Source organism: Micromonospora sp. CA-111912 (assembly GCF_050948415.1).
Lineage (GTDB): Bacteria > Actinomycetota > Actinomycetes > Mycobacteriales > Micromonosporaceae > Micromonospora.
Window position 1 is genome coordinate 3,212,063 of record NZ_CP192007.1, and the last position, 23,935, is coordinate 3,235,997.

General features: G+C 71.6%; 16 protein-coding genes. 8 read left to right on the top strand and 8 right to left on the bottom strand.

What is annotated here, in order from left to right; all coding sequences use genetic code 11:
* Positions 1 to 21: 21 nt before the first annotated feature.
* On the bottom strand, positions 22 to 1,359 hold the full coding sequence (locus ACQPZO_RS13295; protein ID WP_433350172.1) for an alkaline phosphatase family protein: 1,338 nt from the start codon (positions 1,357 to 1,359) through the stop codon (positions 22 to 24).
* 97 nt (positions 1,360 to 1,456) lie between these two features.
* Between ACQPZO_RS13295 and ACQPZO_RS13300 the strand changes: the two genes are divergently transcribed.
* Positions 1,457 to 2,479, top strand: a complete 1,023-nt coding sequence (locus ACQPZO_RS13300; RefSeq protein WP_433350174.1) for an Lrp/AsnC family transcriptional regulator — start codon at positions 1,457 to 1,459, stop codon at positions 2,477 to 2,479.
* Between the two features lie 110 nt (positions 2,480 to 2,589).
* Here the strand turns inward: ACQPZO_RS13300 and ACQPZO_RS13305 are convergent, their stop codons facing one another.
* Positions 2,590 to 5,427 carry a M48 family metalloprotease gene (locus ACQPZO_RS13305; protein ID WP_433350176.1) on the bottom strand — a complete coding sequence of 946 codons (2,838 nt, stop codon included), beginning with the start codon at positions 5,425 to 5,427 and terminating at the stop codon, positions 2,590 to 2,592.
* Here ACQPZO_RS13305 and ACQPZO_RS13310 point away from each other — a divergent pair.
* Complete coding sequence (locus ACQPZO_RS13310; protein WP_433350178.1) at positions 5,378 to 6,268, top strand: hypothetical protein; 891 nt, start codon at positions 5,378 to 5,380, stop codon at positions 6,266 to 6,268. The genes ACQPZO_RS13305 and ACQPZO_RS13310 overlap by 50 nt on opposite strands.
* 119 nt (positions 6,269 to 6,387) lie before the next feature.
* Entirely contained in the window at positions 6,388 to 8,265 is a 1,878-nt protein-coding gene (locus tag ACQPZO_RS13315) for a tetratricopeptide repeat protein (RefSeq protein WP_433350180.1), read from the top strand.
* 130 nt (positions 8,266 to 8,395) lie between these two features.
* Here the strand turns inward: ACQPZO_RS13315 and arsB are convergent, their stop codons facing one another.
* A complete protein-coding gene (gene arsB / locus ACQPZO_RS13320; protein ID WP_433350182.1) occupies positions 8,396 to 9,484 on the bottom strand; it encodes an ACR3 family arsenite efflux transporter in 1,089 nt (362 codons plus the stop codon).
* A gap of 88 nt (positions 9,485 to 9,572) precedes the next feature.
* The gene (locus ACQPZO_RS13325; protein ID WP_433350184.1) at positions 9,573 to 9,950 is read right to left on the bottom strand and encodes an ArsR/SmtB family transcription factor; all 378 of its coding nucleotides are present in this window, start codon (positions 9,948 to 9,950) and stop codon (positions 9,573 to 9,575) included.
* A 140-nt stretch (positions 9,951 to 10,090) separates the two neighbouring features.
* Here ACQPZO_RS13325 and ACQPZO_RS13330 point away from each other — a divergent pair, with 140 nt between their 5' ends.
* The 3 genes from ACQPZO_RS13330 (at position 10,091) to ACQPZO_RS13340 (ending at position 14,637) form a co-directional block, all read left to right on the top strand.
* Entirely contained in the window at positions 10,091 to 10,588 is a 498-nt protein-coding gene (locus ACQPZO_RS13330; protein ID WP_433350186.1) for an N-acetyltransferase family protein, read from the top strand.
* 71 nt (positions 10,589 to 10,659) lie between these two features.
* The gene (locus ACQPZO_RS13335; protein WP_433350188.1) at positions 10,660 to 12,075 is read left to right on the top strand and encodes an FAD-dependent oxidoreductase; all 1,416 of its coding nucleotides are present in this window, start codon (positions 10,660 to 10,662) and stop codon (positions 12,073 to 12,075) included.
* Between the two features lie 348 nt (positions 12,076 to 12,423).
* On the top strand, positions 12,424 to 14,637 hold the full coding sequence (locus ACQPZO_RS13340; RefSeq protein WP_433350189.1) for a proprotein convertase P-domain-containing protein: 2,214 nt from the start codon (positions 12,424 to 12,426) through the stop codon (positions 14,635 to 14,637).
* Between the two features lie 93 nt (positions 14,638 to 14,730).
* On the opposite strand, the gene ACQPZO_RS13345 is transcribed toward ACQPZO_RS13340, so the two are convergent.
* On the bottom strand, positions 14,731 to 15,465 hold the full coding sequence (locus ACQPZO_RS13345; protein ID WP_433350191.1) for an SDR family oxidoreductase: 735 nt from the start codon (positions 15,463 to 15,465) through the stop codon (positions 14,731 to 14,733).
* A 302-nt stretch (positions 15,466 to 15,767) separates the two neighbouring features.
* Between ACQPZO_RS13345 and ACQPZO_RS13350 the strand changes: the two genes are divergently transcribed.
* Positions 15,768 to 16,133 carry an SCP2 sterol-binding domain-containing protein gene (locus ACQPZO_RS13350; RefSeq protein ID WP_433350192.1) on the top strand — a complete coding sequence of 122 codons (366 nt, stop codon included), beginning with the start codon at positions 15,768 to 15,770 and terminating at the stop codon, positions 16,131 to 16,133.
* 4 nt (positions 16,134 to 16,137) lie between these two features.
* Positions 16,138 to 18,222 carry an amylo-alpha-1,6-glucosidase gene (locus ACQPZO_RS13355; RefSeq protein ID WP_433350194.1) on the top strand — a complete coding sequence of 695 codons (2,085 nt, stop codon included), beginning with the start codon at positions 16,138 to 16,140 and terminating at the stop codon, positions 18,220 to 18,222.
* A 96-nt stretch (positions 18,223 to 18,318) separates the two neighbouring features.
* Here ACQPZO_RS13355 and ACQPZO_RS13360 read toward each other — a convergent pair whose 3' ends face one another.
* From ACQPZO_RS13360 to ACQPZO_RS13370, 3 genes are all read right to left on the bottom strand, one after another.
* Positions 18,319 to 21,126 carry a cation-translocating P-type ATPase gene (locus tag ACQPZO_RS13360; protein WP_433350196.1) on the bottom strand — a complete coding sequence of 936 codons (2,808 nt, stop codon included), beginning with the start codon at positions 21,124 to 21,126 and terminating at the stop codon, positions 18,319 to 18,321.
* Positions 21,127 to 21,228: 102 nt separating this feature from the next.
* Complete coding sequence (locus tag ACQPZO_RS13365; RefSeq protein WP_433350198.1) at positions 21,229 to 22,119, bottom strand: universal stress protein; 891 nt, start codon at positions 22,117 to 22,119, stop codon at positions 21,229 to 21,231.
* Between the two features lie 231 nt (positions 22,120 to 22,350).
* The gene (locus ACQPZO_RS13370) at positions 22,351 to 23,913 is read right to left on the bottom strand and encodes an aminotransferase class I/II-fold pyridoxal phosphate-dependent enzyme (RefSeq protein ID WP_433350200.1); all 1,563 of its coding nucleotides are present in this window, start codon (positions 23,911 to 23,913) and stop codon (positions 22,351 to 22,353) included.
* Positions 23,914 to 23,935: the final 22 nt, after the last annotated feature.

Here is a 23,935-nt window from a genome sequence, read left to right on the forward strand (position 1 = left end):
TTGATGTGCGTGTGGTGACGATCAGGACCGCTCGATGGCCCCGCGCATGACGTGCCCCTGCGAGGTGGCCGGCGGCTGCACGCCGAGCAGTGCGCTGATGGTGGCGGCCACGTCGACCAGGCCGACGTTGCGCAGCGGGACGTCGCGACGGATCCCGGCGCCGGAGAGCACCATCGGGACCTGCGACTCCGGCAGCGCGCCGTGCGAGGCGCGCGGGGCGCCGTCGGTGAGCGTGGACAGGTGGTACGGCTCGACCGGCTCCACGACGAGGTCACCGAGCTTGTCGCTGGCCTTCATCCGGCGCAGGTCCCGCTCGTCATGGACGGCCGCGATCCCCGGGATGCCCTTAATGATCTTGGCAATGCGGCGCGCGTTCTTCGCAGTGTCCGCCCTACCGCTCAGGGTGATGTCGGCGGTACGCGGGGAGGCCACGATGACGATCTCGCTCGTCGGGTCCGGTACGCCGCCCGAGGAGGAGATGACCTGGACCTTGAGGCCCGTCACGGACAGCCGGTCGAGCACCTCGGGCAGCAGCGGAACGGTCCACTCCCGGGCACCGTGGTCGGCGGTGACGAGGAAGGCCGTCCGGTCCAGGATGCCGGCCTCGCGGGCGGCGTCGCGAACCCGCCCGATCTGGGCGTCCACCCGGGCCAGGGCGGCCGGAAGGTCGGGGTCGGTGAATCCGCCGTCGTGCAGCGCGCCGTCGACGTCGTCGCAGTAGACGGTGATCAGGTCCGGGATCGCGCCCGGGTCGACCATCGTGCCGCCGGAGTTGACGGGCTCGCCACGCAGCAGCGCGATCGCCTGGTTGGCGCGGGTCTCGCAGTTTCCGCCCGGCTGGGTGTACAGCGCGGCGGGGTCACCGTACGTGGCGCCGTAGTTCTGCACCGCGTACCACTGGAGGTAGGCCGAGGTGCGGTCCTGCCGCTTCAGCGAGTGGGCGATCGTCTCGACGCCGGGCTCGATGTACCGCTCCTGGGAGACGCCACGGTTGGTCTCGTGGTTGTAGTAGTAGCCGGTGTTGCGGTGCACGGCGGGGTACGCGCCGGTCGCCGTCGTCGTCCGGGACGAGTTGGAATACGACGAGTACGACCCGTCTGCGACGCCGTGGGCGCCATTCTCGATCAGTGCCCGGATATTGGGCAGCTCCGCCAGGTCGGCGTAGCGCCCCTCAAGGAAACGGGGGTCGAACCCGTCGAAGTCGAACATGATCACGTGCTGCGCGGGCCGCGTCTGGTTCTTCGCCGTGTCGGACGACGCCGACGCCGTACCCGCCGGCAGCACAGCCGCCGCGAGCAGTACAACCGTACCCGCCGCGACGCCTCTGGCCGCGTTCGAGCGCCTGATCGGATGCGCCACCTTCTGCCTCCTCAAACCCTTGGTAGCCGTGGACGAGAGTCTGCCGGAGGCACGAGGCAGATTGTCAAGATCGTGGTGTGAGATGCAAGATTCCAGTATGAAGAACCGCTCAGGTGACGGGATCGACGGATCCTTGGACGAACTCGACCGCCGGATCGTCGGTGCCCTGCTCGCTCACCCGCGGGCAACCCACGCGCAGATCGGCGAGGCGGTGTTCACCTCGGAGGCGACCGTGTCCCGGCGGATCCCGCGGCTTCTCCGCAGCGGAGCGGTCCGGGTCATCGGCGTCATGGACGGCGAGGCGACCCGCCGGGCGCGATCGCTGTTCGTCCGGCTGCGCTGCCGCCCGGACGCCGCCAGCCGTTCTGCCGAGCACCTGGCCCGGTGGGAGGAATGCGGATCGGTCAAGCTGCTCACCGGCAGCGTGGACTGCCTGGCCGAGGTTTCCTACACCTCCAACGAGCACCTGCTCCAGCTCATGTTCAAGCAGCTGCCAGGCCTGGACGGCGTCCTCGCCGTCTGGAGCAACCAGGTGATCCGTAGGTTCGCCACACCACACAACTGGAGCCCGAGCCTGCTGCCGGCGGAGGTGGTCGACAGGCTACGGGCGCAACGGATGGATCGATGGGACGAGCAGACGCTCGTCGAGGCGCCGTCGCGGCTCAGCCCGCTCGACGAGATGATCGTCGACAGCCTCGCCAAGGACGGCCGCCAGGGTTGGCAGCAGATGGCCGAGCGGTGCGGCGCGAGCCCCGCCACCGTACGACGGCGGGCCGAGGCGATGATGGCGGCCGGATTCCTGCGCATGCGGACGGTTGTCGAGCCCAGCGTGGTCGGGCTCACGGTGAACGCGTTCATCTTCCTCAGCATCAACCCCACCCAGCTCGGGCAGGCCGGTGAGCTGCTCGCCGCGCACCCCGCCGTCCTGATGATCGCCGCGACGACCGGGGACCGGAACCTGTGCGGCGAGGTCGCGCTGGAGAATGACGCCGCGCTCTACGAGTTCCTGTCCGGCACCATTGGCCAGCTGCCCGGCCTGCAACACGCGGACATAGCCGTTGCCCTACGCTCCGTCAAGCGGGCGGGGATGGTCATGCCGCTCGTGCCGGGCCCCCGTTGACCGGAGCGCCAGGACGGTCCGCGCGTCGACCGGTTCAAGGCCCGGTGCCCGTGGCCGGACCGACAGCCGCGAGCCGATGCGCGACGGCGTCTCCGGCCGGGCGGGCCCGCTCAGCGGAAGATCGCCTTGCCCATGCCGGGCACGTCCTGCCCGAGCGACAGCAGCTGTCGGATCGCCGTGAGGTACCCGGCCCGGTTCCGGCGCCCGATGGTGAGGTCACAGTCGCCGCCCGCCCGCTCCGCCCTGGTCAGCAGGGCATTCCAGGCAGCCTGGCCCTGCGGGTCGGGATGGCGGAAGTACCGGCGGGCGCCGGCGACCCGTTCGGCGAGGTCGACGCAGCGGGGCCGCACCTCGGTGTCGATGAACGCCCAGTCGGTCAGTACCCGGTCCGACCCGTCGGCGGTGAGCTGATCGAGCCGCCGCAGCAGGTCCAGCAGGCTGGTCAGGACCTCGTCGGCCCGCTCGTCCCCGCCGAGCGCCCGCCAGGCGTGCACCTGCGCCGCCCGCACCGCGGGTGAGGTGGCCTGCGCACTGAGTGCGGGCGCCAGTGCGGCGGAGGCGGTGGGCGTCGAAGCAGGTGACCGGAGGTCGGCCACGGTCACGGCGGTGGTCAACGCCGTCATCAACAAACACGGCACCACCACCAGTGCCCGGCGCGGTGCCAGCCGGCTGGGGTGGACCGGGGCGGGGGAGTCGTCCCCGGCCCGCCGGGCGACCGCGGCACGGGCGCGCAACCGGCGGAGCGTCCTTCCTGCCAGCGTGCCGAGGGCGGCGACCGCGACGGTGAGAAACCCGCCCAGGCCCAGCGTCGTCGGAGCCAGCAACGTCAACAACGACCAGCCGCCCAGGGGATCGGGCCGGCACGACGACGCCAGGATCGTGAGCGGCCGGACGCAACCGTCGACCGAGACCAGCGCGGCGGTGGTGACCAGCCCGGCCAGCCCGGTGGCACCCGCCACGACCAGGGCCTGGATCAGCGGGCAGCGGTCCGCCAGCGCGGCGGTGGCACCGGCCGCCAGCCACATGACACCGATGACGACGACCACGAGCCACGTCGTGTAGGCGAGGAGGTGGGTCTGTTCCCGGCCGGCGATCACCGGCGACCACACCCGCAGGGCGGCGGTTGCCGCCACCGCCGCCACCGCGGCGCAGAGCGCTCCGATCCCGGCGGCGGACAGGACCGGCCGTGGCCGGGTGGGGCCGGCGGCGCGGGGAAGCCAGGCCAGGAACGGGAGGACCCAGAGTGCCCCGGTCGTCCAGAGCAGTTCCGGGCGCTTGCTCAGGGCCAGCAGCACCGGTAGACCGGGAGCGAGGGCCAGCAGCGGCCCCTCGTACCCGTGGCCGTCGGTCAGGCTCTGCTCGTGTGCGTCGACGAGATCGCCGCTGAAGGACAGGAGACCGCCCGCGAGGGTGGTGCCCTCGGCCTCCCACCATCGCCACCACAGGGCCAGCACGAAACAGCTCACGCCGAGCCCCACCAGCAGCGGCCAGCGTCGTCGCGTACCCGTCGTCCCGGCGGCCGAGACCTGGGCGTACTCCGCCGTCCACCAGACGGCCGCGAGCCCCGCGAGCACGGGCAGCACCAGGAAGGCGGGCTGCTCGGGGAGCAGGTCCCAGACACTGCCGGTGCGACCGACCGCCAGCTCACCCACGATCAGGCCGACCCCCAGCCAGCAGCCGCCCGGTAGCCCGGACGGTGCCGGGCCGGTGGTGAGCGCCGCGTGGGTCACGGCCGGCCAGAGCAGCAGCCCGGTGGTCGTGGTGACCAGGACCGCGACGACCACCGCCACGGCCCAGTTCTCCCAGTTGCCGGTGACCCCCAGCAGGGACAGCAGCGCCGGCATCCTGGTGGCGGCGATCGCCGCCGTCGCGCCGGTCAGGAAGAAGGGCAGCGCCCGTGGGGTGAACACCGCCCCCGGATCGGCCAACGACCTGAGCCGCTGCTCCCAACTCGGATGGGTGTGCCAGAGCGAGGCCCCGGCGGCCACCAGCCGCCTGGTGGCGAACCGGGGGGAGGCGGCCCGTTCTGTCACCTCCGGCCCGGCTGCGGCCTCCCAGAGCCGTACGTCCGCGCCCCAGCGCCGGGCCGTGAGGTCGGCGTGGAGCTCACGGGTACGCAGGATGTCCGCACGGGCCAGGTAGACCAGGACGACCGTGACGACCAGCATCGCCACGTGGTGCGCCACCCGGGACTGTTCCCGCGTCGCCATGTACGAGCCGGCTGTGGCAGGCAGGCTCACGGCCGCGATGTACGCCAGATCGAGTGGGACGACCACCCCCAGCAGGATCCGCCACAGCGAGACGGTCGCGTACGTGATGTCGACGTCGCGGTTGTGCAGGTGCGCCAACTCGTGCAACAGCACTGCCCGGAAGCCCTCGGGCTCACGATGGCGCTGGGCGACCAGGCCACCGTCCAGGCAGACGGTGTAACGGCGCAGCCGGCCGAAGACCACAGCGCCGGCGGTCGGCACGGCGGGAGCGATGACGAAGCGGGGTGGGCGGCGCAACCCGGCCACGGCAACCAACTCGGCCAGGGTGGCCATCAGTTCGGCGTCACCGTCGACCTGCTCGACCGGCAGGACCCGGCCCCGCCGCCCCTTCCACATCGGCAGCGCCCAGTACAGCACCGCCGCGCAGACCACCAGCAGCAGCAGCGCCGCAGGATCCCACCACCACGCCAGGGCCGGCACGAAGCGGTCCACGCAGTCCTCGAACGCGGACTGTTGGTCGACCGTCCGCAGACTCACGTCGAGGTCACTCAGGCCCGGATCGCCTCCGGCCGCGAGCCCGCAGCCGACCCGTACGCCGTTCGGGTCGGTGCGCGCCTTGATGAGGCTGGCCGTGATGACCGCGGCGGTCCCCACGAAGAGGACGATCAGCAGGACGAACCGGGGGAGGGTGCCCGCGTTCGACAGCCGCTGGTGCGCGGGCGGCGGCTCCGCTGGCATCGCCTGTTCCGGGGGCGCCGACATCATGGGGCTACCGCCCGTAGGCCTGGTCGACCGACCCCGACGGGTCGTCGCCAGCCAGGGGCAGCCGGCCACCGGCTGGGCGGCCCGTGCCGACCCGCTCGTCCCCGCGTCGCGCTACCGGCTCCATTACCGACCCCCGTGGTGTCGCTGCCACCTGCCGCCGCTGATTCTATTGATCGGCGTTGAGGAAACCCACCGGCGTTTCGGTGCCGAGGACGACGGGCTTGCCGGTCCGGGTCCCGCCGGATCGCGGTCCGGCGGGACGCTCACGCCGCACTTCCGCCCGTCCGTCCGCCTCGGCCGGCAGGCACGCGCGCTCTTGTCGGGCGATGACATAATCGGCCGGTGTCGTGAATGGAGGGTGGTCGCGGTGACCGGTGTCGAGTTGATCGCGGCGGCGTTGGCGGCGGGGGCGGGCGCGGGGACCAGTGCTGTGGCGGTGGACGTCTACACGGGTTTGCGTGACGCGCTGCGGCGCCGGCTGACAGGCCGCCGTGCCGTGGAGCAGCTCCTGGAGGCAGCCGAGACCGATCCGGGGGTGTGGGAGAGACGGATCGGTGCGGAGCTGGCGGATTCCGGTGCCGACCGGGACGAGAAGGTCCTGACCGCCGCCAGTCGGCTTCTCGATCTGGTGGATCCGGAAGGCTCCCGGGCCGGCAGGTACACGGTGGATCTGCGCGGGACGCAGGGTGCGCAGGTCGGTGACGGCACCGCACGTGTGGACACCGCCTACGGGCCGACCGCAGGCATCATGACCGGCCCGGTCAGTGTCAGCTACGGGCAGTTGCCGGTCCCCCCGGCCCGGCCGGGGGCGTAGCAGGGTCGACCGCCCCCGGCACCGGCCCCACCGACCCCACCGCAGCGGTACATCTCCACACCACCTACGGGCCGGTGGGCCAGTTTCACGCCCCGGTGACGGTCAACACCGGCCGAGTGGTGAGGTGGCCACACCTCGTCGGGGTGATCCCGACGGTGGCCGACGCCTACCAGCACCGACAGCGCACCATCGAGCTGGAGCAGGCCACCGCAGGGGGCGGGACGGCGGTGCTGTCCGGGCTGGGTGGGGTGGGCAAGACCCAGCTGGCCGCCGCCGCCGCCCGTGATGCGTGGTCGCGGCAACGGGTTGATCTGCTGGTATGGGTCACTGCCGCCACCCGGCAGGGCGTTGTCGCCACGTACGCCCAGGGCGCGTACGGAGTCCTCGACACCGCCGACGAGGAGGGTGAACAGGCCGCGACCCGGTTCCTGGCGTGGCTGGCGACGACCGACCGGCGCTGGCTGATCGTGCTCGACGACCTGCGGGCCCCCGCCGACCTCATCGGTCTGTGGCCGCCCGCCATGCCCACCGGCACGGTGCTGGTGACCACCCGCCGCCGCGATGCCGCTCTCGCCGGCGGCAAGCGCCGGCTGCTCGACGTCGACGTGTTCACCCCTGGCGAAGCGACCGCGTACCTACGGCACAAGCTGCCGCACGAGCCCGCCGACCAACTCCACCAACTCGCCGCCGACCTCGGCCACCTTCCGTTGGCGCTGGCTCAGGCCACCGCCTACCTCACCGACCGAGGGCTGGACTGCGCCGGGTACCGAGCTCGGCTGGCCGACCGGCAACGCGCGCTCGCCCACCTGCTGCCCGAGCCCGAGGCGCTGCCCGACGAGCACCGCGCGACGGTCGCGGGGACCTGGTGGTTGTCGATCATCGCCGCCGACCGGCTCCAGCCACGGGGACTGGCCCGGCCCCTGTTGGAGCTGGCCGCGATGTGGGACCCCAACGGGATTCCCGTCGGCCTGTTCACCACCTCGGCGGTCACCGACCACCTCAGCGGCCTCGACCGGGGCGGAAACGCTGAGCCAGTCGACCGGGGAGCCGTCAAAGACGCCCTGCGCAACCTGCACCGACTCAGCCTCGTCAGGTGCGGCGCTGACCAGCTTGAGGTCCACGCCCTCGTCCAACGGGCCACCCGCGACCAACTCACCCCGGACCAGCTCGACACCCCCGCCCGGATCGCCGCCGACGCGCTGCTGGAGTTCTGGCCGGCCCCGGAACGGGACGACCCGGCCGGCAGCCAGGTCCTGCGCGCAAACACCGCAGCACTGTACGAGCACCCCCGCCACGCCCTGCTCGATCTCCACTGCCACGCCGTGCTGTTCCGGGCTGGACGCAGTCTCGGCGACACCGGCCAACCCGCCGCCGCCGTGGCCTACTTCACCGATCTGCACACCGACTGCCTGCGAGTGCTCGGCCCAGACCACCCAGACACCCTGACCGCCCTTCACCACGTCGCCCAGTGGCGGGGTGAGGCCGGCGACCCGGCCGGCGCGGTCGAAGCCTTCGCACAGGTGCTGGCCGATCGGTTGCGGGTCATGGGTCCCGACCACCCCGACACCCTCTTCAGCCGCAACAATCTGGCCTACTGGCGGGGTGCGGCCGGTGACCCGGCCGGCGCGGTGGAAGGCCTCCGGCAGGTGCTGGCCGACCGGTCGCGGGTACTGGGCCCCGACCATCGACATACGCTGAGCACCAGTAGCAACCTGGCCTACTGGCGGGGTGCGGCCGGTGACCCGGCCGGCGCGGTGGAAGCCCTCCGGCAGGTGCTGGCCGCCTACCTCCGAGTGTTCGGCCCCGACCACCCACACACCCTGACCACCCGGCGTAATCTGGCCCACTGGCGGAGCGAGGCCGGTGACCGCGCCGGGGCCGTCGAGGCGACCGAGCACGTGCTCGCCGACCAGCTTCGAGTGCTCGGCCCCCGGCACCCCGACACTCTTGCCTCCCGACGGAAACTCGCCCGGTGGCGAGACCACGATGAGGGCTGACCAGGGACAACCCTCAGCGCTGGCCGCTACGCGGTGGGGCGCAGCCCGGCGAGGAGCTTCTCCACCCGTGGCCATGGCCTCGACGGGGGCGGGATTCGCGTGACTTCGGTGCCGCCCCGGTCCGGGCAGGTCATGGCCGGGGCGCCGGGGCGGCGGTGAAGAACCGTCGGCGTGCCCACAGGGAGACGTAGACCAGGCCGACGAGGACGGGTACCTCGATGAGCGGGCCGACGACGCCGGCGAGGGCCTGACCGGAGGCGACGCCGAAGGTGCCGATGGCCACGGCGATGGCGAGTTCGAAGTTGTTGCCGGCTGCGGTGAACGCCAGGGTGGTGGTGCGCTCGTAGCTCAGGCCGATGGACCGGCCGAGCAGGTAGGAACCGGCCCACATGAGGGCGAAGTAGACCAGCAGCGGCAGGGCGATGCGGACGACGTCCAGCGGCCGGTTGGTGATGGCGTCGCCCTGGAGGGCGAACAGGATCACGATGGTGAACAGCAGGCCGTAGAGGGCGGTGGGGCCGATCCTGGGCAGGAAGCGGGACTCGTACCAGTCGCGGCCCTTGGCGCGCTCGCCGAGGCGGCGGGTGAGGTACCCGGCGAGCAGCGGGATGCCGAGGAAGATGAGCACGTTGCGGGCGATGTCCCAGCCGGAGACGTTCAGTCCGGCGCCGGGCAGGCCGAGCCAGTCGGGGAGTGCGGCCAGGTAGAACCAGCCGAGCAGCCCGAAGGCGAGGACCTGGAAGACGGAGTTGAGGGCGACCAGGACGGCGGCGGCCTCGCGGTCGCCGCAGGCCAGGTCGTTCCAGATGATGACCATGGCGATGCAGCGGGCAAGGCCGACGATGATCAGGCCGGTGCGGTACTCGGGCTGGTCGGCCAGGAAGATCCAGGCGAGGGCGAACATCAGCGCGGGCCCGACGAGCCAGTTGAGGACGAGTGACGAGACCAGCAGCCGTCGGTCGCCGGTGACGGTGTCGAGGCGGTCGTAGCGGACCTTGGCCAGCACCGGGTACATCATGATCAGCAGGCCGAGGGCGATGGGCAGGGAGATTCCGCCGATCTTGACGGCGTCCAGCGCGGTGTCGAGGCCGGGGACGAGCCGGCCGAGGAGGAGGCCGGCGACCATCGCCAGGCCGATCCAGACCGGCAGGAACTGGTCGAGGCGGGACAGGCGGCCGACCACCGCGGTGGTGGGATCGTCGTGGGTGGCGGTGCTCACGGGCACTCCCGTCGGGATTCGTCGTTGAGGTGTGTCCGGTGGCGCTTGCGGGACCGGCTCGGAGGACCGCCCCCCGACAGGGCGCGGCCTACGCCACCGGGGCCGGTTCGACGGTGAGCAGCGCGGCGAGCTGCCGCAGGATGGCGGGCCGGGCCCGGTAGTACACCCACGTGCCGCGCCGCTCGGCGTCGACCAGGCCGGCCTCGCGCAGCGTCTTGAGGTGATGCGAGATGGTCGGCCCGCTCAGGTCGAACGCGGGGGTCAGCTCGCAGACGCACGCCTCCCCGCCCTCGGCCGAGGCGATCATCGACATCAACTGCAACCGCACCGGGTCGCCGAGCGCCTTGAACGCGGGCGCGAGAACCGCCGCGGTCTGTGCCGGCACCCTGCCCTGCGCCAAGGACGGGCAGCACGGCTCATCGGTGGTGAGGTCGATGGCGGGAGGCGGCGTCCCTTGCTTTGACATTCCTCTAGGTTGACATTCATCTAATCAGCATGCAAGTCTCTGATTCGACGGGCGTCGAGACAGGCGGCGTGGAGGGGTCGTGCTCGGCCGCCGACGTCGTCATGGGCCACCCCGCCCCCCAACCCGAACGGAGCCTGCTGATGGCCGACATCACCGTCCGCCCCATGACGGTCGACGACGCCGAGCGGGTCCGGGCCATCCACCAGGCCGGTCTCGACGACGGCGACGCCAGCTTCGAAACCACCGCACCCACCTGGGCGGCGTTCGACGCGAGCAGGCTTCCCGATCACCGCCTCGTAGCCGTCGACGGCGACGGCACCGTCCTCGGCTGGATCGCCGTCTCGCCGACCTCGACCCGGCCCGTCTACGCCGGGGTGGTGGAACACTCCGTCTACGTCGATCCGGCCGCCCGGGGCCGAGGGGTGGCCCGGCTGCTGCTGGACGCGCTGATCGGCTCGACCGAGACCGCCGGCATTTGGACGATCCAGTCCGGCGTCTTCCCCGAGAACGCCGCCAGCCTCGCCCTCCACCAGCGGGCCGGATTCCGGGTCATCGGCGTCCGCGAACGGGTGGGCCGCCACCACGGCCGGTGGCGCGACGTCGTCCTGCTCGAACGCCGCAGCCCGGTCACCAACTGAACCTCGTCTCCACGGCGGGGCACCTGCCTGCTTCCTTGATTCGACAGTTCTCAACACAGAGGAGTTGCCTGATGAGCACCACGGACAACCTGCCCGTCGTGGTGATCGGCGCCGGCCCGGTCGGACTGGCCGCCGCCGCGCACCTGCACGAGCGCGGCCTGCCCTTCACCGTCGTCGAGGCCGGCGACACGCCGGGGGCGGCGGTACGACAGTGGGGGCACGTCCGCGTGTTCTCCCCGTGGCGGTACAACATCGACCCCGCCGCCCGCCGACTCCTCGACGACGCCGGCTGGGTCGCCCCCGCCCCCGACGCCCTGCCCACCGGCGCCGAGCTGGTCAGCGACTACCTCCAGCCCCTCGCGGAGGTGCCGGGCCTCAAGCCGCACCTGCGCTACGGCGCCCGGGTCGAGGCGATCTCCCGCCTCGGCCTGGACCGGCTGCGCACCGCCGGCCGCGACACCACCCCGTTCCTGATCCGCCTCACCGACGGCGACGAGATGCTCGCCCGGGCGGTCATCGACGCCTCCGGCACCTGGCACACCCCGAACGTCGTCGGCGCCTCCGGCCTGCCCGCCCGCGGCGAGAGCGCAGCCGCCGCGTTCCTGGAGCATGCCCTGCCGGACGTGCTCGGCGCGGACCGCGACCGGTTCGCCGGCCGGCACACCCTCGTCGTCGGCGCGGGTCACTCCGCCGCCAACACCCTGCTGTCCCTCGCGGAACTGGCCGTCGACCGGCCGGGCACCGAGGTGACCTGGGCGATCCGCACCGCCTCGCCGGCGCGCACCTACGGCGGCGGCGGCGCCGACGCCCTGCCCGCGCGCGGCGCCCTCGGCGCACGGCTGCGCGAGCACGTCGACGCCGGCCGGATCCGGCTGCTCACCGGCTTCGCCGTGCACGCCATCACCCCCACCGAGGACCGCGTCTCGGTGGTCGTCCGGCACGCCGACGGCAGCGAGGAGGCCGTCACCGTGGACCGGATCGTCGCCGCCACCGGCTTCCGCCCCGACCACTCCATCGTCACCGAACTGCGCCTGGACCTGGACCCGGTCATGGGCGCCACCCGCGCACTCGCACCGCTGATCGACCCGAACGAGCACTCCTGCGGCACCGTCCCCCCGCACGGCGTGGACGAGTTGTCCCACCCCGAGGCCGGCTACCACGCGGTCGGCGCGAAGAGCTACGGACGGGCGCCGACGTTCCTCATGGCCACCGGCTACGAGCAGGTTCGATCCGTCGTCGCCGCGCTGGCCGGGGACTGGGACGCCGCCCGGGACGTCCAGCTCGACCTGCCCGAGACCGGCGTGTGCAACAGCAACCCCGTTGGCTCCACCGGCGACGACTGCTGCGGACCGGCCCCGGCCGCCGCCGAGCCCGCCGGGCGGGGGCTGGCCACCGGCATCTCCGGCGGCCTCCTGGCCGCTCCGTCGAGCCTGGTCACCCTCAACGCCGCCCCCACCGGCCAGGCCGGCGGCTGCTGCTCCGACTGACGCCCGCCACCAACAGCGGCACGGTGCCCGCCGGCCATACGGTCGGCGGGCACCCACCACCCGCGGCCGGAGCCTGACCCCGCAGGAGATGCGGATCGCGGGGCTGTCGCGTAATGGCTCGGCAATCGTGCCATTGTCGAAGGTCTATTATTTCCCTGCGGCAACGAAGGCGCTCCAATCAACCATCGTGGATGCCAGTAATCGGAGGACAGCGTACGGCAGTGCGAGTCCGAATCACATATCTAAACATCGATGCCTCCTGGCCCTAGCATCTGTGTCAGTAGATGCAGAGTCGTCGGTCGATGTGTCACAAGCGCGTCGGTCGGGGATCGGAAGGAGGCTGGAAAGATGACAGGTTCGTCTCGGCGCCGTTGGCGTCTTGGACTGGCGGCCACCGCGGCCACCACCGCGGTGGCCCTCGGGACACCGGCGATGGCGGCACCGGCGGAGGGGGAGATCCTTCATGCGGGCGGTGCCACCGCCGTCGCCGACTCGTACATCGTGGTCTTCAAGGACACCGCGGTGACCCGTTCCCTGGTCACCGCCAGCGCCAAGGACCTCGCGGCCCGGCACGGCGGCACGGTGGCCCGGACGTACCAGAACTCGGTGCGTGGTTTCGAGGCGCGACTGTCGGCACAGCAGGCCCGTCGACTCGCCGCCGACCCGGCGGTCAAGTACGTCGAGCAGAACCACACCGTGTCGATCGCGGGCACCCAGACGCCCACCCCGTCCTGGGGCCTGGACCGCATCGACCAGCGCAACCTCCCGCTGAACAACACCTACACCTACCCGAACAACGGCGCGGGTGTGACGGCGTACATCATCGACACCGGCGTCCGGTTCACCCACAGCGACCTGGGCGGCCGGGCGATCACCGGGTTCGACGCCATCGACGGCGGCAGCGCCGACGACGGCAACGGGCACGGTACGCACGTGGCCGGCACCGTCGGCGGCACCGCCCACGGGGTGGCCAAGGGCGTGACCCTGGTCGGGGTGCGGGTGCTGGACAATGCCGGTAGCGGCACCTACGCCCAGGTCATCTCGGGCATCGACTGGGTGACCGCGGACCACGACCCGGGCGAACTGGCGGTGGCGAACATGAGCCTCGGCGGTCCCGCCGACCAGGCGTTGAACGACGCGGTCACCGCCTCGATCGCCGACGGCGTCACCTACGGTGTCGCGGGCGGCAACGAGAGCACCGACGCGTGCACCAAGTCGCCGGCCAGCACCCCGACCGCGATCACCGTCGGCGCCACCACCTCCACCGACGCCAAGGCCAGCTACTCCAACTACGGCACCTGCCTGGACATCTTCGGCCCCGGATCGTCGATCACCTCGGCCTGGAACACCAGCGACACCGCGACCAACACGATCAGCGGCACGTCGATGGCGGCCCCGCACGTCACCGGCGCCGCCGCGCTGGTGCTCGCCGCCAACCCGTCGTACACCCCGCAGCAGGTACGCGACAAGCTGTACAACGACGCCACCAGCGACGTGGTGACCGGCGGTGGCACCGGCTCGCCGAACAAGCTGCTCTACACCGGCAACATCATCCCGCCGACCCAGGACTTCGGCATCGCGGTCGCGCCGGCCGCCGGGGCGGTCAACCCGGGCGGCTCGCTCACCGCGACGGTCAGCACGACCACGACGATCGGCAGCCCGCACACGGTGGCCCTGACCGCGGCCGGCCTGCCCGCCGGCGTCACCGCGAGCTTCAGCCCGTCGTCGGTCACCTCGGGTGGCTCGGCGACCCTGACGCTCAGCACCGCCGGCACGGCGGTGCCGGGCACCTACTCCGTGACGATCATCGGCACCGGCCCGGAGACCACCCAGAGCACCTCGTACGCGCTGACGGTCAACGGCCCGCCGGGCTGCTCGCAGACCAACGGCACGGACGTGTCGATCTCGGACAACAGCACGGTGGAAAGCTCGGTCACCATCTCCGGCTGCGCCGGCACCGCCTCGGCGGCCAGCACGGTCGCGGTGGACATCGTGCACACGTACATCGGTGACCTGGTGGTGAGCCTGGTCGCGCCGGACGGCTCGGTCTACACCCTGCACAACCGGACCGGTAGTTCGACCGACAACATCAACCAGACCTACCCGGTCAACCTCTCCAGCGAGACCAGCAACGGCACCTGGCGGCTGCGGGTGCAGGACGCGGCCTCCGGGGACGTCGGCTACCTCAACAGCTGGACGCTGAAGCTCGATGTGACCCCCGGGTGCAGCGGCACCAACGGCACGGACGTGACGATCTCGGACAACAGCACGGTGAACAGCACCATCGCGATCGCCGGCTGCGCCGGCAACGCCAGCGCGACGAGCACGGTCGCGGTGAACATCGTGCACACGTTCATCGGTGACCTGGTGGTGAGCCTGGTCGCGCCGGACGGCTCGGTCTACACCCTGCACAACCGGACCGGTGGTTCGACCGACAACATCAACCAGACGTACCCGGTCAACCTCGCCAGTGAGGCCCGTGCCGGCACCTGGACGCTGCGGGTGCAGGACGCCGCCGCCGGGGACGTCGGCTACATCAACAGCTGGACGGTGACCCTGTAACACCACGCCGACCGGTTCCCGCCGGTCCCGACGTCCGGAGCTCCGGCCCACGCCGGAGCTCCGGATCGACGCGTGCGGCCCTGCTCCGGCGGGTCAGGCGGCGCCTCCGTTGACGTACAGCACTTGGCCGTTGATCCAACGGGCCGGGCCGGCGAGGAAGGCCACCACGTCGGCGGTGTCGCTCGGGTCGCCGAGCCGGTTCATCGGCGACATCGCCGCCATCTGGGCGATCGCCTGCTCGTCCTTGCCCTCGAGGAAGAGCGCGGTGGTGGTGGCGCCGGGCGCGACCGCGTTCACGGTGATGTCGCGCCCCCGGAGCTCGCGGGCCAGGATCAGGGTGATCGAGTCCATCGCGGCCTTGCTCGCGGCGTAGGCGGCGTAGCCGGGCAGGGACAGCCGGGGCGTCGTGCTGGAGATGTTGATGATCGCGCCTCCGGGCCGCACCCGGCGGGCCGCCTGCTGGTCGACCACGAAGGTGCCGCGGACATTGGTGCGGTGCACCCGGTCCAGGTCTGCGAGGTCCAGTTCGGCTATGGGGGAGTGGATCGCTATCCCGGCCGAGTGCACGACGACGTCGATTCCGCCGTACGTCCGCTCGGCGGTGTCGAAGAGCTCGGCCACCGCGAACTCGTCGGCGACGTCGGCCTGCACCGCGATGGCGTCTCCGCCGGCGGCGATGACCTCGGCCACGGCCTGCTCCGCCTCGACCTTGCTCGTGGCGTAGTTGAGCACCACCGCGAAGCCGTCCACCGCCAACCGTTCCACGGTCCGCCGGCCGATGCCATGGGAGCCTCCGGTGACGATCGCGACACGCTGCGGGACGGTCATGATTAGCTCTCCTTGATCCCTGAAGGGCCGTCGCGGTGGGGCTGCTCCGGAGACCGGATTAGATCAAACGAAGACCTTTGATGTGCACGGCTACCCCACCTGCCCTTCCGGCTTGCGCAGTCGAGCACCGGCAGACCGCCCCGCGCGGCGTGCCTCTCCGCCTCGCTCGTCGACGGCGGCGATCGCGGCGCGGCGGCGAACTCCCACGGTCACCGGCCCGCTTTCCCGCCGCCCGCCGAGAGTTAGGACCCGCGTGCGCTGGGTAGGCGGCGTGCGCCCTTACCAGCGGTTGTGGAGGTCGTATGACGGCGATCAGCGCCTTCTTCAAGCAGTTGGCGGAAGTTGGCCACGACCCACGGTTCTGCAAGGTGCGCGGTAACGTCCGGTTCGACATCCGGGACGGGGATCGGGTGGAGAAGTGGCTGCTGGACATTGATCATGGGTGGTTGCGGGTGACGCGGGATGCTGGTTCCGCCGGGACCGTCATCACCACGTCCGCCGAGGTCGCGGATGTGATGGCGCGGGGTGAGCTGAACGGCCTCGCCGCGATCACGCGGGGCGAGATCCTGGTCGACGGGGACCTCGGCCTGGCGCTGCGGATCGGTCGGCTGTTCCCGGTGCCGCCTGCTGCACAGCGGCAAGCAGTCGCCCATCGCGGGGGAAAGTGACCCTATGGAGGACACTCCGGGCACCGTTTCGTGCATCGACGGAAGCACCTTCATCGTGTCGGACGCCAGCGGTGATGTGGACGCCTCGCCCGCCACCCCGGTCGGGTTGTTCGCCGCCGACACCCGTTTCCTGTCCCGGTGGGTGCTCACTGTCAACGGCGAGCGGTTGACCGCGCTGTCGGTGGATGACAGCCAGTACTACGAGGTGGCGTTCTTCGTGGTGCCGGGCGGGCGGGTCGACTACGTGGAGGCTGACGTGTCGGCGATCCGGCGGCGGCGGATCGGGCCGGATCTGACCGAGTCGCTGACGGTGTTCAACTACGGCGAGCAGGACGTCGACCTCGACGTGCGGTTGGAGGTGGCGGCCGACTTCGCCGACATCTTCGACATCAAGTTCGACATCCGCGACAAGGCTGGCAGTTACTACACCCACATCGGTCCGGACGAGTTGCGTCTGGGCTATCGGCGCGGCACGTTCCAGCGGGAGGTGTCCGTGTCGGCGAGTGAGCCGACCACCTTCGATCCGCGCGGTCTCCGGTTCAGGCCTCGGGTGCGGTCCGGGCAGCAGTGGTCGACGCAGCTGCGGGTGGTCATGCGGGCGCTGCGTCCGGACGGCGTCGACCTCCGCTCCGCGGTACGGACCCTGCGCCCGGACGAGTCCACCCTGCCGGAGAGCGTGCGCGCGTGGGTCGCGGCGGCCCCGCAACTGGACACCGAGAACACCGCGCTGCAGCAGGTGTACCAGCGCAGCCTGGTGGACCTGGCGGCGCTGCGCTTCGCTCCGCTCTCGCTCGGTGGCGCGACCGTCCCCGCGGCCGGGCTGCCCTGGTTCATGACCCTGTTCGGCCGGGACAGCCTGCTCACCTGCTTGCAGACCCTGCCCGTCACACCGTCGCTGACCCCGCCGACACTGCGGATCCTCGCCTCACTGCAGGGCGCCCGGACCGACGACGTCCTGGAGGAGGACCCCGGCCGGATCCTGCACGAGTTGCGCTACGGCGAGTCGGCCGCGTTCGAGGAACAGCCGCACTCGCCGTACTACGGCACCGTGGACGCCTCGCCGCTGTTCGTGGTGCTGCTCGACGAGTACGAACGGTGGAGCGGCGACGCGGCGCTGGTGATCGAGCTGGAGCAGGAGGCCCGAGCGGCCCTGGCGTGGATCGACCAGTACGCGGATCTGACATCCACCGGCTACGTCTCGTACGAACGACGCAACCGGGCCACCGGCCTGGAGAACCAGTGCTGGAAGGACTCCTGGGACAGCATCTCCTACGCCGACGGCAGACTGCCGGGTTTCCCCAGGGCCACCTGCGAGGTGCAGGGCTACGCCTACGACGCCAAGATCCGTGGGGCGCGGCTGGCCCGTACGTTCTGGGGCGACCCAGCCCTGGCCGACCGGCTGGAACGCGAGGCGGCGGCGCTCAAGGACCGCTTCAACCGGGACTTCTGGATCGACGACCGCGGCTACTACGCCCTCGCACTCGACCACGACGGCACCCCCGTCGACAGCCTGTCCTCCAACATCGGACACCTGCTGTGGAGCGGCATCGTCCCGCCGGAGAGGGCCGGGCAGGTCGTCGAGCACCTGATGAGCCCGGCGCTGTTCTCCGGCTGGGGAGTACGCACCCTGGCCGAGGGGCAACGCCGCTACAACCCACTCGGATACCACAACGGCACCGTGTGGCCGTTCGACAACTCGTTCATCGCCTGGGGTCTGCGCCGCTACGGATTCGCCGCCGAGGCCGGCCGCATCGCCGAGGGCATCATCGACGCCGCCGCCTACTTCCAAGGTCGGCTTCCCGAAGCCTTCGGCGGCTTCGCCCGCGACACCACCCGATACCCGGTCCGCTACCCGACCGCCGGCAGCCCCCAGGCATGGTCCAGCGGGGCCTCTCTGCTGCTCATCCGGACCATGCTCGGCATCGACCCCCACGAGGACCATCTCGCCGTGAACCCCGCGCTGCCACCCAGTTTCAGACGGATCGCACTGCTGGACATCCCCGGCCGCTGGGGCAAGGTCGACGCCTTCGCCCGCCACCGTCCGGACCACCTACCGACCGACGACACAGGCCACCATCTCGCACCCTGAAGCGAAGTCTGTGCCAGGACGTCCGAGGACCTTCTCGGCGATTCCGGTGGGTGTGGGTGTCAGCCCTCCGCCTCCGCCTCCGCCAGGTCAAGTTGATCAGGGACCCCAGGCCGCGCCCCGGCGGCGCAGCCTGGCGCGTGTCCAGGCCTTGCCGAGTTCACCGGAGATCAGGATGGTGGAGCCCGCCGCCACGCACGCCAGCCACTGGCCGGAGGTGAGGTCGACGGTGTCGAAGAAACGGCGCAGGGGATCCATCTCGACGACCAGGACCACCAGCCCGACGACGACCGCGACGGCGACGAACGCCGACGGGTTCCGCAGTGTCTCGCGGGCGAAGACACTGCGGCTGAAGTGCCGGACGTTGAGCAGGTTGAACACCTGGAAGAACACGAAGGTGACGAAGGCCATGGTGCCGGCGACGGTGGCCAGCCCCGGCGCGGGTTCGGGGCCGGGCGCCAGCACCAGAACCGCGAGGGTTCCGGCGGCCATCACCGCACTGGCCAGCAGGATCCGCCCGAGCCGGTGCCGGGTGAGGATACGCTCGCCGGCGGGCCGTGGTGGCCGGCTCATCGCGTCCTGACTGATCGGGTCGACGCCGATGGACATCGCCGGTGGGCCGTCCATGACGAGGTTGACGAAGAGGATCTGCAGGGCGGTGAACGGCGTACCGCCGGCGATGCCGGTCAGCGACGCGACCAGGAACGTCAGCACGAAGCCGAACGCGGTCGACACCTGGAAGCGCGTGAAGTTGACGATGTTGTCGTAGATGCCGCGGCCCTCGCGGACGGCGCGGACGATGGTGGCGAAGTTGTCATCGGTGAGGACCATCGTCGCGGCCTCGTTGGTGACCTCGGTCCCGGTGCGGCCCATCGCGATGCCGATGTCCGCCCTGCGCAGCGCGGGGGCGTCGTTGACCCCGTCGCCGGTCATCGCCACCACGTCACCGCGGGCCTGCAACGTCCGAACGATGCGGATCTTGTGTTCGGGGGAGACGCGAGCGATCACCCCGATGTCGTCGAGTCGGCGGGCAAGCTCGGCGTCGTCCTCGATCCGATCGAGGTCGGTGCCGCTCACCGCCGTCCCCGGGATGCCCAGCTCGGCGGCGATCGAGCCGGCCGTGACGACGTGGTCCCCGGTGATCATCCGGACGCGGATGCCGGCGGCCTGGCACTCGGCGATGGCCTGTCGCGCCTCGGGCCGGGGCGGATCCACGATTCCCACCAGCGCGACCAGGACCACCCGATCGAGCATGTCCTTGGGGTCATCGGTGGGTGTGAACCCATCCGCCGGAAAGTCCTGCGCGCCGACCGCCAGCACCCGCATGCCCTGCTCGGCGAGCATCGCGTTGGCCTGGTCGTAGTGGGCCCGGGCTGCGTCGTCGAAGGGCAGGATCTCCGCACCGCCGAGGTGGCGGTCGGCACGGGCCGCCAGCACGTCCGGGGCGCCCTTGACGAAGGACCGGATCGTCTCGCGGCCGTGCTCGTCGGTCCATCGGTGGAACGTCGCCATGAACTTGTAGTCGGCGTCGAACGGAATCTCCAGTAGCCGGGGGCGCTCACGGCGCAGGCCGGCCACGTCGATGCCGCCCTTCTCGGCGAGCACCACCATGGCGCCCTCGGTGGGGTCGCCGACCAGGTCGCCGTCACGCAGCACGGCGTCGTTGCACAGCGCCATGGCGATCAACGCCTCGTCGAGTGTCCCGGGCAGCGGCGAACCGTCGGTGGTGCGGATCCGTCCGTCGGTGCGGTAACCCTCCCCGGAGACGGTGAACCGCCGACCCGCCAGCAGTATCTCCCGGGCCGTCATCTGGTTGAGGGTCAACGTGCCGGTCTTGTCGGTGCAGATCTGCGAGGTGCTTCCCAGCGTCTCCACCGACGCCAGCCGCTTGACGATGGCGCCGCGTCTGGCCAGCCGGCCGGTGCCCATGGCCAGCGTGAACGCCACCACCGCGGGCAGCCCTTCCGGGATGGCGGCCACCGCCAGCGATACCGCGCTGATGAACAGGTCCCCGAATTCCTGCCCGCGCACCAGGCCCAGCACGAACACGATCACGATGACCGCGCCGGCGACGAGGGCCAGGGTTCGCCCGAGCGTGTCGATCTGGCGCTGCAACGGCGTCGGTCCCGGCTTCGCCTGTTGCAACATGCCGGCGATGCGGCCGGTCTCCGTCGCCATCCCGGTCGCGGTGACCACGGCCGCCCCCCGGCCCCGGGTGACCATGGTGTTCATGAACAGCGCGGTCGCCCGGTCCCCCAACGGAGCCTGCTCGTCGATCTCCGCGTCCGCCGCCTTCGCCACCGCCTGCGCCTCGCCCGTCAGCGACGACTCCTGCACCTCCAGCGAGGCCGACGTCAGCAACCGGCTGTCGGCGGGCACCCGGGCGCCCGCCTCCACCGCGATCACATCCCCGGGCACCAACTGCGCGGCGTCCAGCCGCACCAGCCGCCCGTCCCGGCGAACCGTCGCGGTCGTGACCAGCATCCGCCGCAACGCCTCCAGCGACGCCTCCGCCCGCGACTCCTGAACGAAGCCGATCGTCGCGTTGAACAGCACCACCACGGCGATCGCAGCCGGTGTCTCCCATTCCCGACTCACGATCAGGCTGACCAGCGCCGAGACGAGCAGAATCAGGATCAACGCATCCTGGAACTGCCGCAGGAACGCGCGCAACCGCGACTCCCGCGCCGCTTCGGTCAGCCGGTTCGGACCGTGGCGCTCCAACCGGCGGGCCGCCTCCTCCGACGACAGGCCGGTCGCCGGGTCCGCTCCCAGGTCCCGGACGACGTGCTCGGCGGGAACGGCGTACCAGGCGTGCGCCTGCGTCGCTGATTCAGCCATTGTCCCATTATTCCCGGCCATATCCCTCCGCACCCCGCAAAGATCAAGACTGCTGTGGGCGGGCATCGGCCACCGCGGTGACCCGACCGTTCGTCGGCTCGGGCCCGCTCCGAACGTTCGTGGTCGCCGGCGCTGCTGCTGGATCGAGGCGGCGTCGGGCCAGGCGTGTCAGCTCCCGGCGGTGGCGCCCCGGTGGTGGAGGATGGCCACGGGAGAGTGCGCGTGCTGGAGCACGGCGTGGCTGACCGAGCCGAGCAGCAGGCCGGCGAGCGCGCCTCGGCCGCGGGCTCCGACAACCACCAGTTGGGCCGTCTTCGACTCCTCCACCAGCACCCCGGCCGGTGAGCCCCGCGTCAGCCGCTGCTGGACCGGCACGTCCGGGTACCGCGCCGCGAAGCCGGCGACGGACTCGGCGAGAGCGCGTTCCTTCTCCGCGGCGAGCGCCTCCAGGTCGTACACCAGCGGCAGGATGTCACCCGGGCCGAGCGGCGCCGGGTAGAGCCAGGCGTGCACCGCCACCAGCGGGACACCCCGGCGGGCTGCCTCATCGAACGCGAACTCGACCGCCTCGGTGGACAATTCGGAGCCGTCCACGCCAACCACCACCGGGCCGTCGGCGCGCGACTCGCCGCGCACCACGAGCACGGGGCACGCCGAGCGGGCGGACAACTGCACAGTGGCCGAGCCGATCAGCAGCCCGGCGAAGCCGCCCAGGCCGCGGCTGCCCAGCACCAGCAACGAAGCGTCGCGCGACTCGGCGAGGAGCACCGGAGCCGGCGAACCGTCGACCACCGCGCCGGTGACCTCCACCTCCGGGGCGATCCTGCCAGCTTCGGTCACCGCCTCGGCGACGTACCGCTCGGCCTGGTTGCGCAGCCCGGCACCGGCCGGGGCGCCGGGCGCCGGATCGACCGTGACGCGCATCAGCGGCCAGATGAACGCGTGGACGATCCGCAAGGGGCGTTGGCGGCCGGCCGCCTCCCGAGCAGCGGTGCGGACCGCGTCCAGCGCGATGGCGGAACCGTCGACGCCCACCACGACCGGGGCACTGCTGTCCATGACAGCTCCCTTCCTTCGCTCCTGCTGTCCCAACTCGCCCTGATGCTGGTCAGGCTGGTGATTCAGCGTACCCAGCTCACGGGTGGTGGCCGGCCGCCGGCCCGACCGGCGTGACCTTGTCAACTCCCGGCCGTCGCCCCGTCACCGATGTCGGTGGTGGCCGCCGGTGAGCTGCCACGAGGCCGGGCGGGGCACCGGGGCAGCCTCCGCCCCGGTGCCCCGCCCGACGGACTACCGGGGGGCGCTGCCGAACGCGCTGGACAGGTACGCCCGGGAGTCCGCGATCGCGCCCTCGATGATGCGGGCCGCCTCCCGGGCCTCCTCGGGCCCGTGACCGGCCTGCACCTGGAGCCGGAACCGGGACGAGCCGGTCGGCGTGACCGGGAACTCCACCATGAACGCGAGGACCCCCCGGTCGAAGAGCAGCCGGTTCGCGGTTCGGGCGAGCTTCTCGTTGCCGATCAGCAGCGGGACGATCGGCGAAGGCTCCCCCATGCAGGTCAGGCCCCGGTTGGTCAGCTCGTCGCGGAGCGCATGGATCGCGGTGAACAGCCGGGCGCGAAGCGCGTCCCCCTCGGGGGACCGGATGATCCGCGTGGCCTCCCGGACCACCGCGGTCTGCACCGGGGAGAGCGCGTTGGAGAAGAAGTGCGAGCCGCCGAACATCTTGATGTACTGCTTCAGGGCCGGCGAGCGGGAGGCCACGAAACCGCCGTTGGAGCAGAACGTCTTCGAGAACGCGCCCATGACGATGTCGACCTCGCCGAGCAGGTTCTGCGTCCCCAGCACACCAGTGCCGCCCGGCCCCATCGAGCCGAGGTCGTGCGCGACGTCGACCAGCAGGGTGGCGTCGTGCTCCCGGCAGACCCGCTGGAGGGTCACCAGGTCCGGCCAGTCGGCGTCCACCGAGAAGAGACCGTCGGTGACCACCAGGATGCCGTTGCGGGTGTCGTGCGACCGGATGTCGACCAGGTGCTGGCGGACCGCCTCGACGTTGAGGTGCTCGTAGCGCACCACGTTGCGGGTCGCCGCCCGGGCGCCCTGCTGAAGGCAGGAGTGCGCGAGCCGGTCGATCAGCACGTGGTCGGACTGCCGGACCAGACCGACCACCGCGCCGAAGCCCGCCGCCCACCCGGTCGGGAAAAGCGTCACGTGATCGAGCCGCACCAGGTCGCCGAGGGCCGCCTCGAGGTCGTCGGAGATCCGGGTGTTGCCGAGCACCATCGGCGAGCCGGCGCTGTGCGGACCGTAGTCGCGCATCGCGCGGGCCGCCGCCTCCCGGATCGCCGGGTGGGTGTTGAACGACAGGTAGTCCTGCGAGTTGAAGTTGATGCCCCGGGTCCGCCGGCCCAGGTCGTTGGTGATCTCGGCGATGCTGTCCGGGGCCGCCTCCAGCACCCGGGAGTACTGCCAGGTCTCCGTACGACGGCGGGCCTGCACCCAGCCGTAGAAGTCCTCGGTGCGGGCGAGCAGGTTCCGGCCGGCGGGGCGGTAGAAGTCGTAGGCGTTCTTGTCCAGCGCGTACTCCTCGTCCGGGTCGACGGGGTTGCGCAGGTGGGCGGGCTCCCACATCTCCGTCAGGTCCGCGACGATCTGGGCGAGTTCGCCGTCGGCCCCGGACCGGTCGAGGGTCGCGAAGTCGTCCCACGGGATGTGGGCGGCCCAGTTGCGGGTCATCTCGGAGACCTCGGCCGCCGTACGCGCCATGGCCTCGACGTCGCCGCGCCGGGCCGCGTGCAGGACGACCTCGATCAGCTCGCCGTCGTCACGCTGGTGCAGGTCGGTGGTGATCACGGTGTCGGCTCCCTGGTGCGGC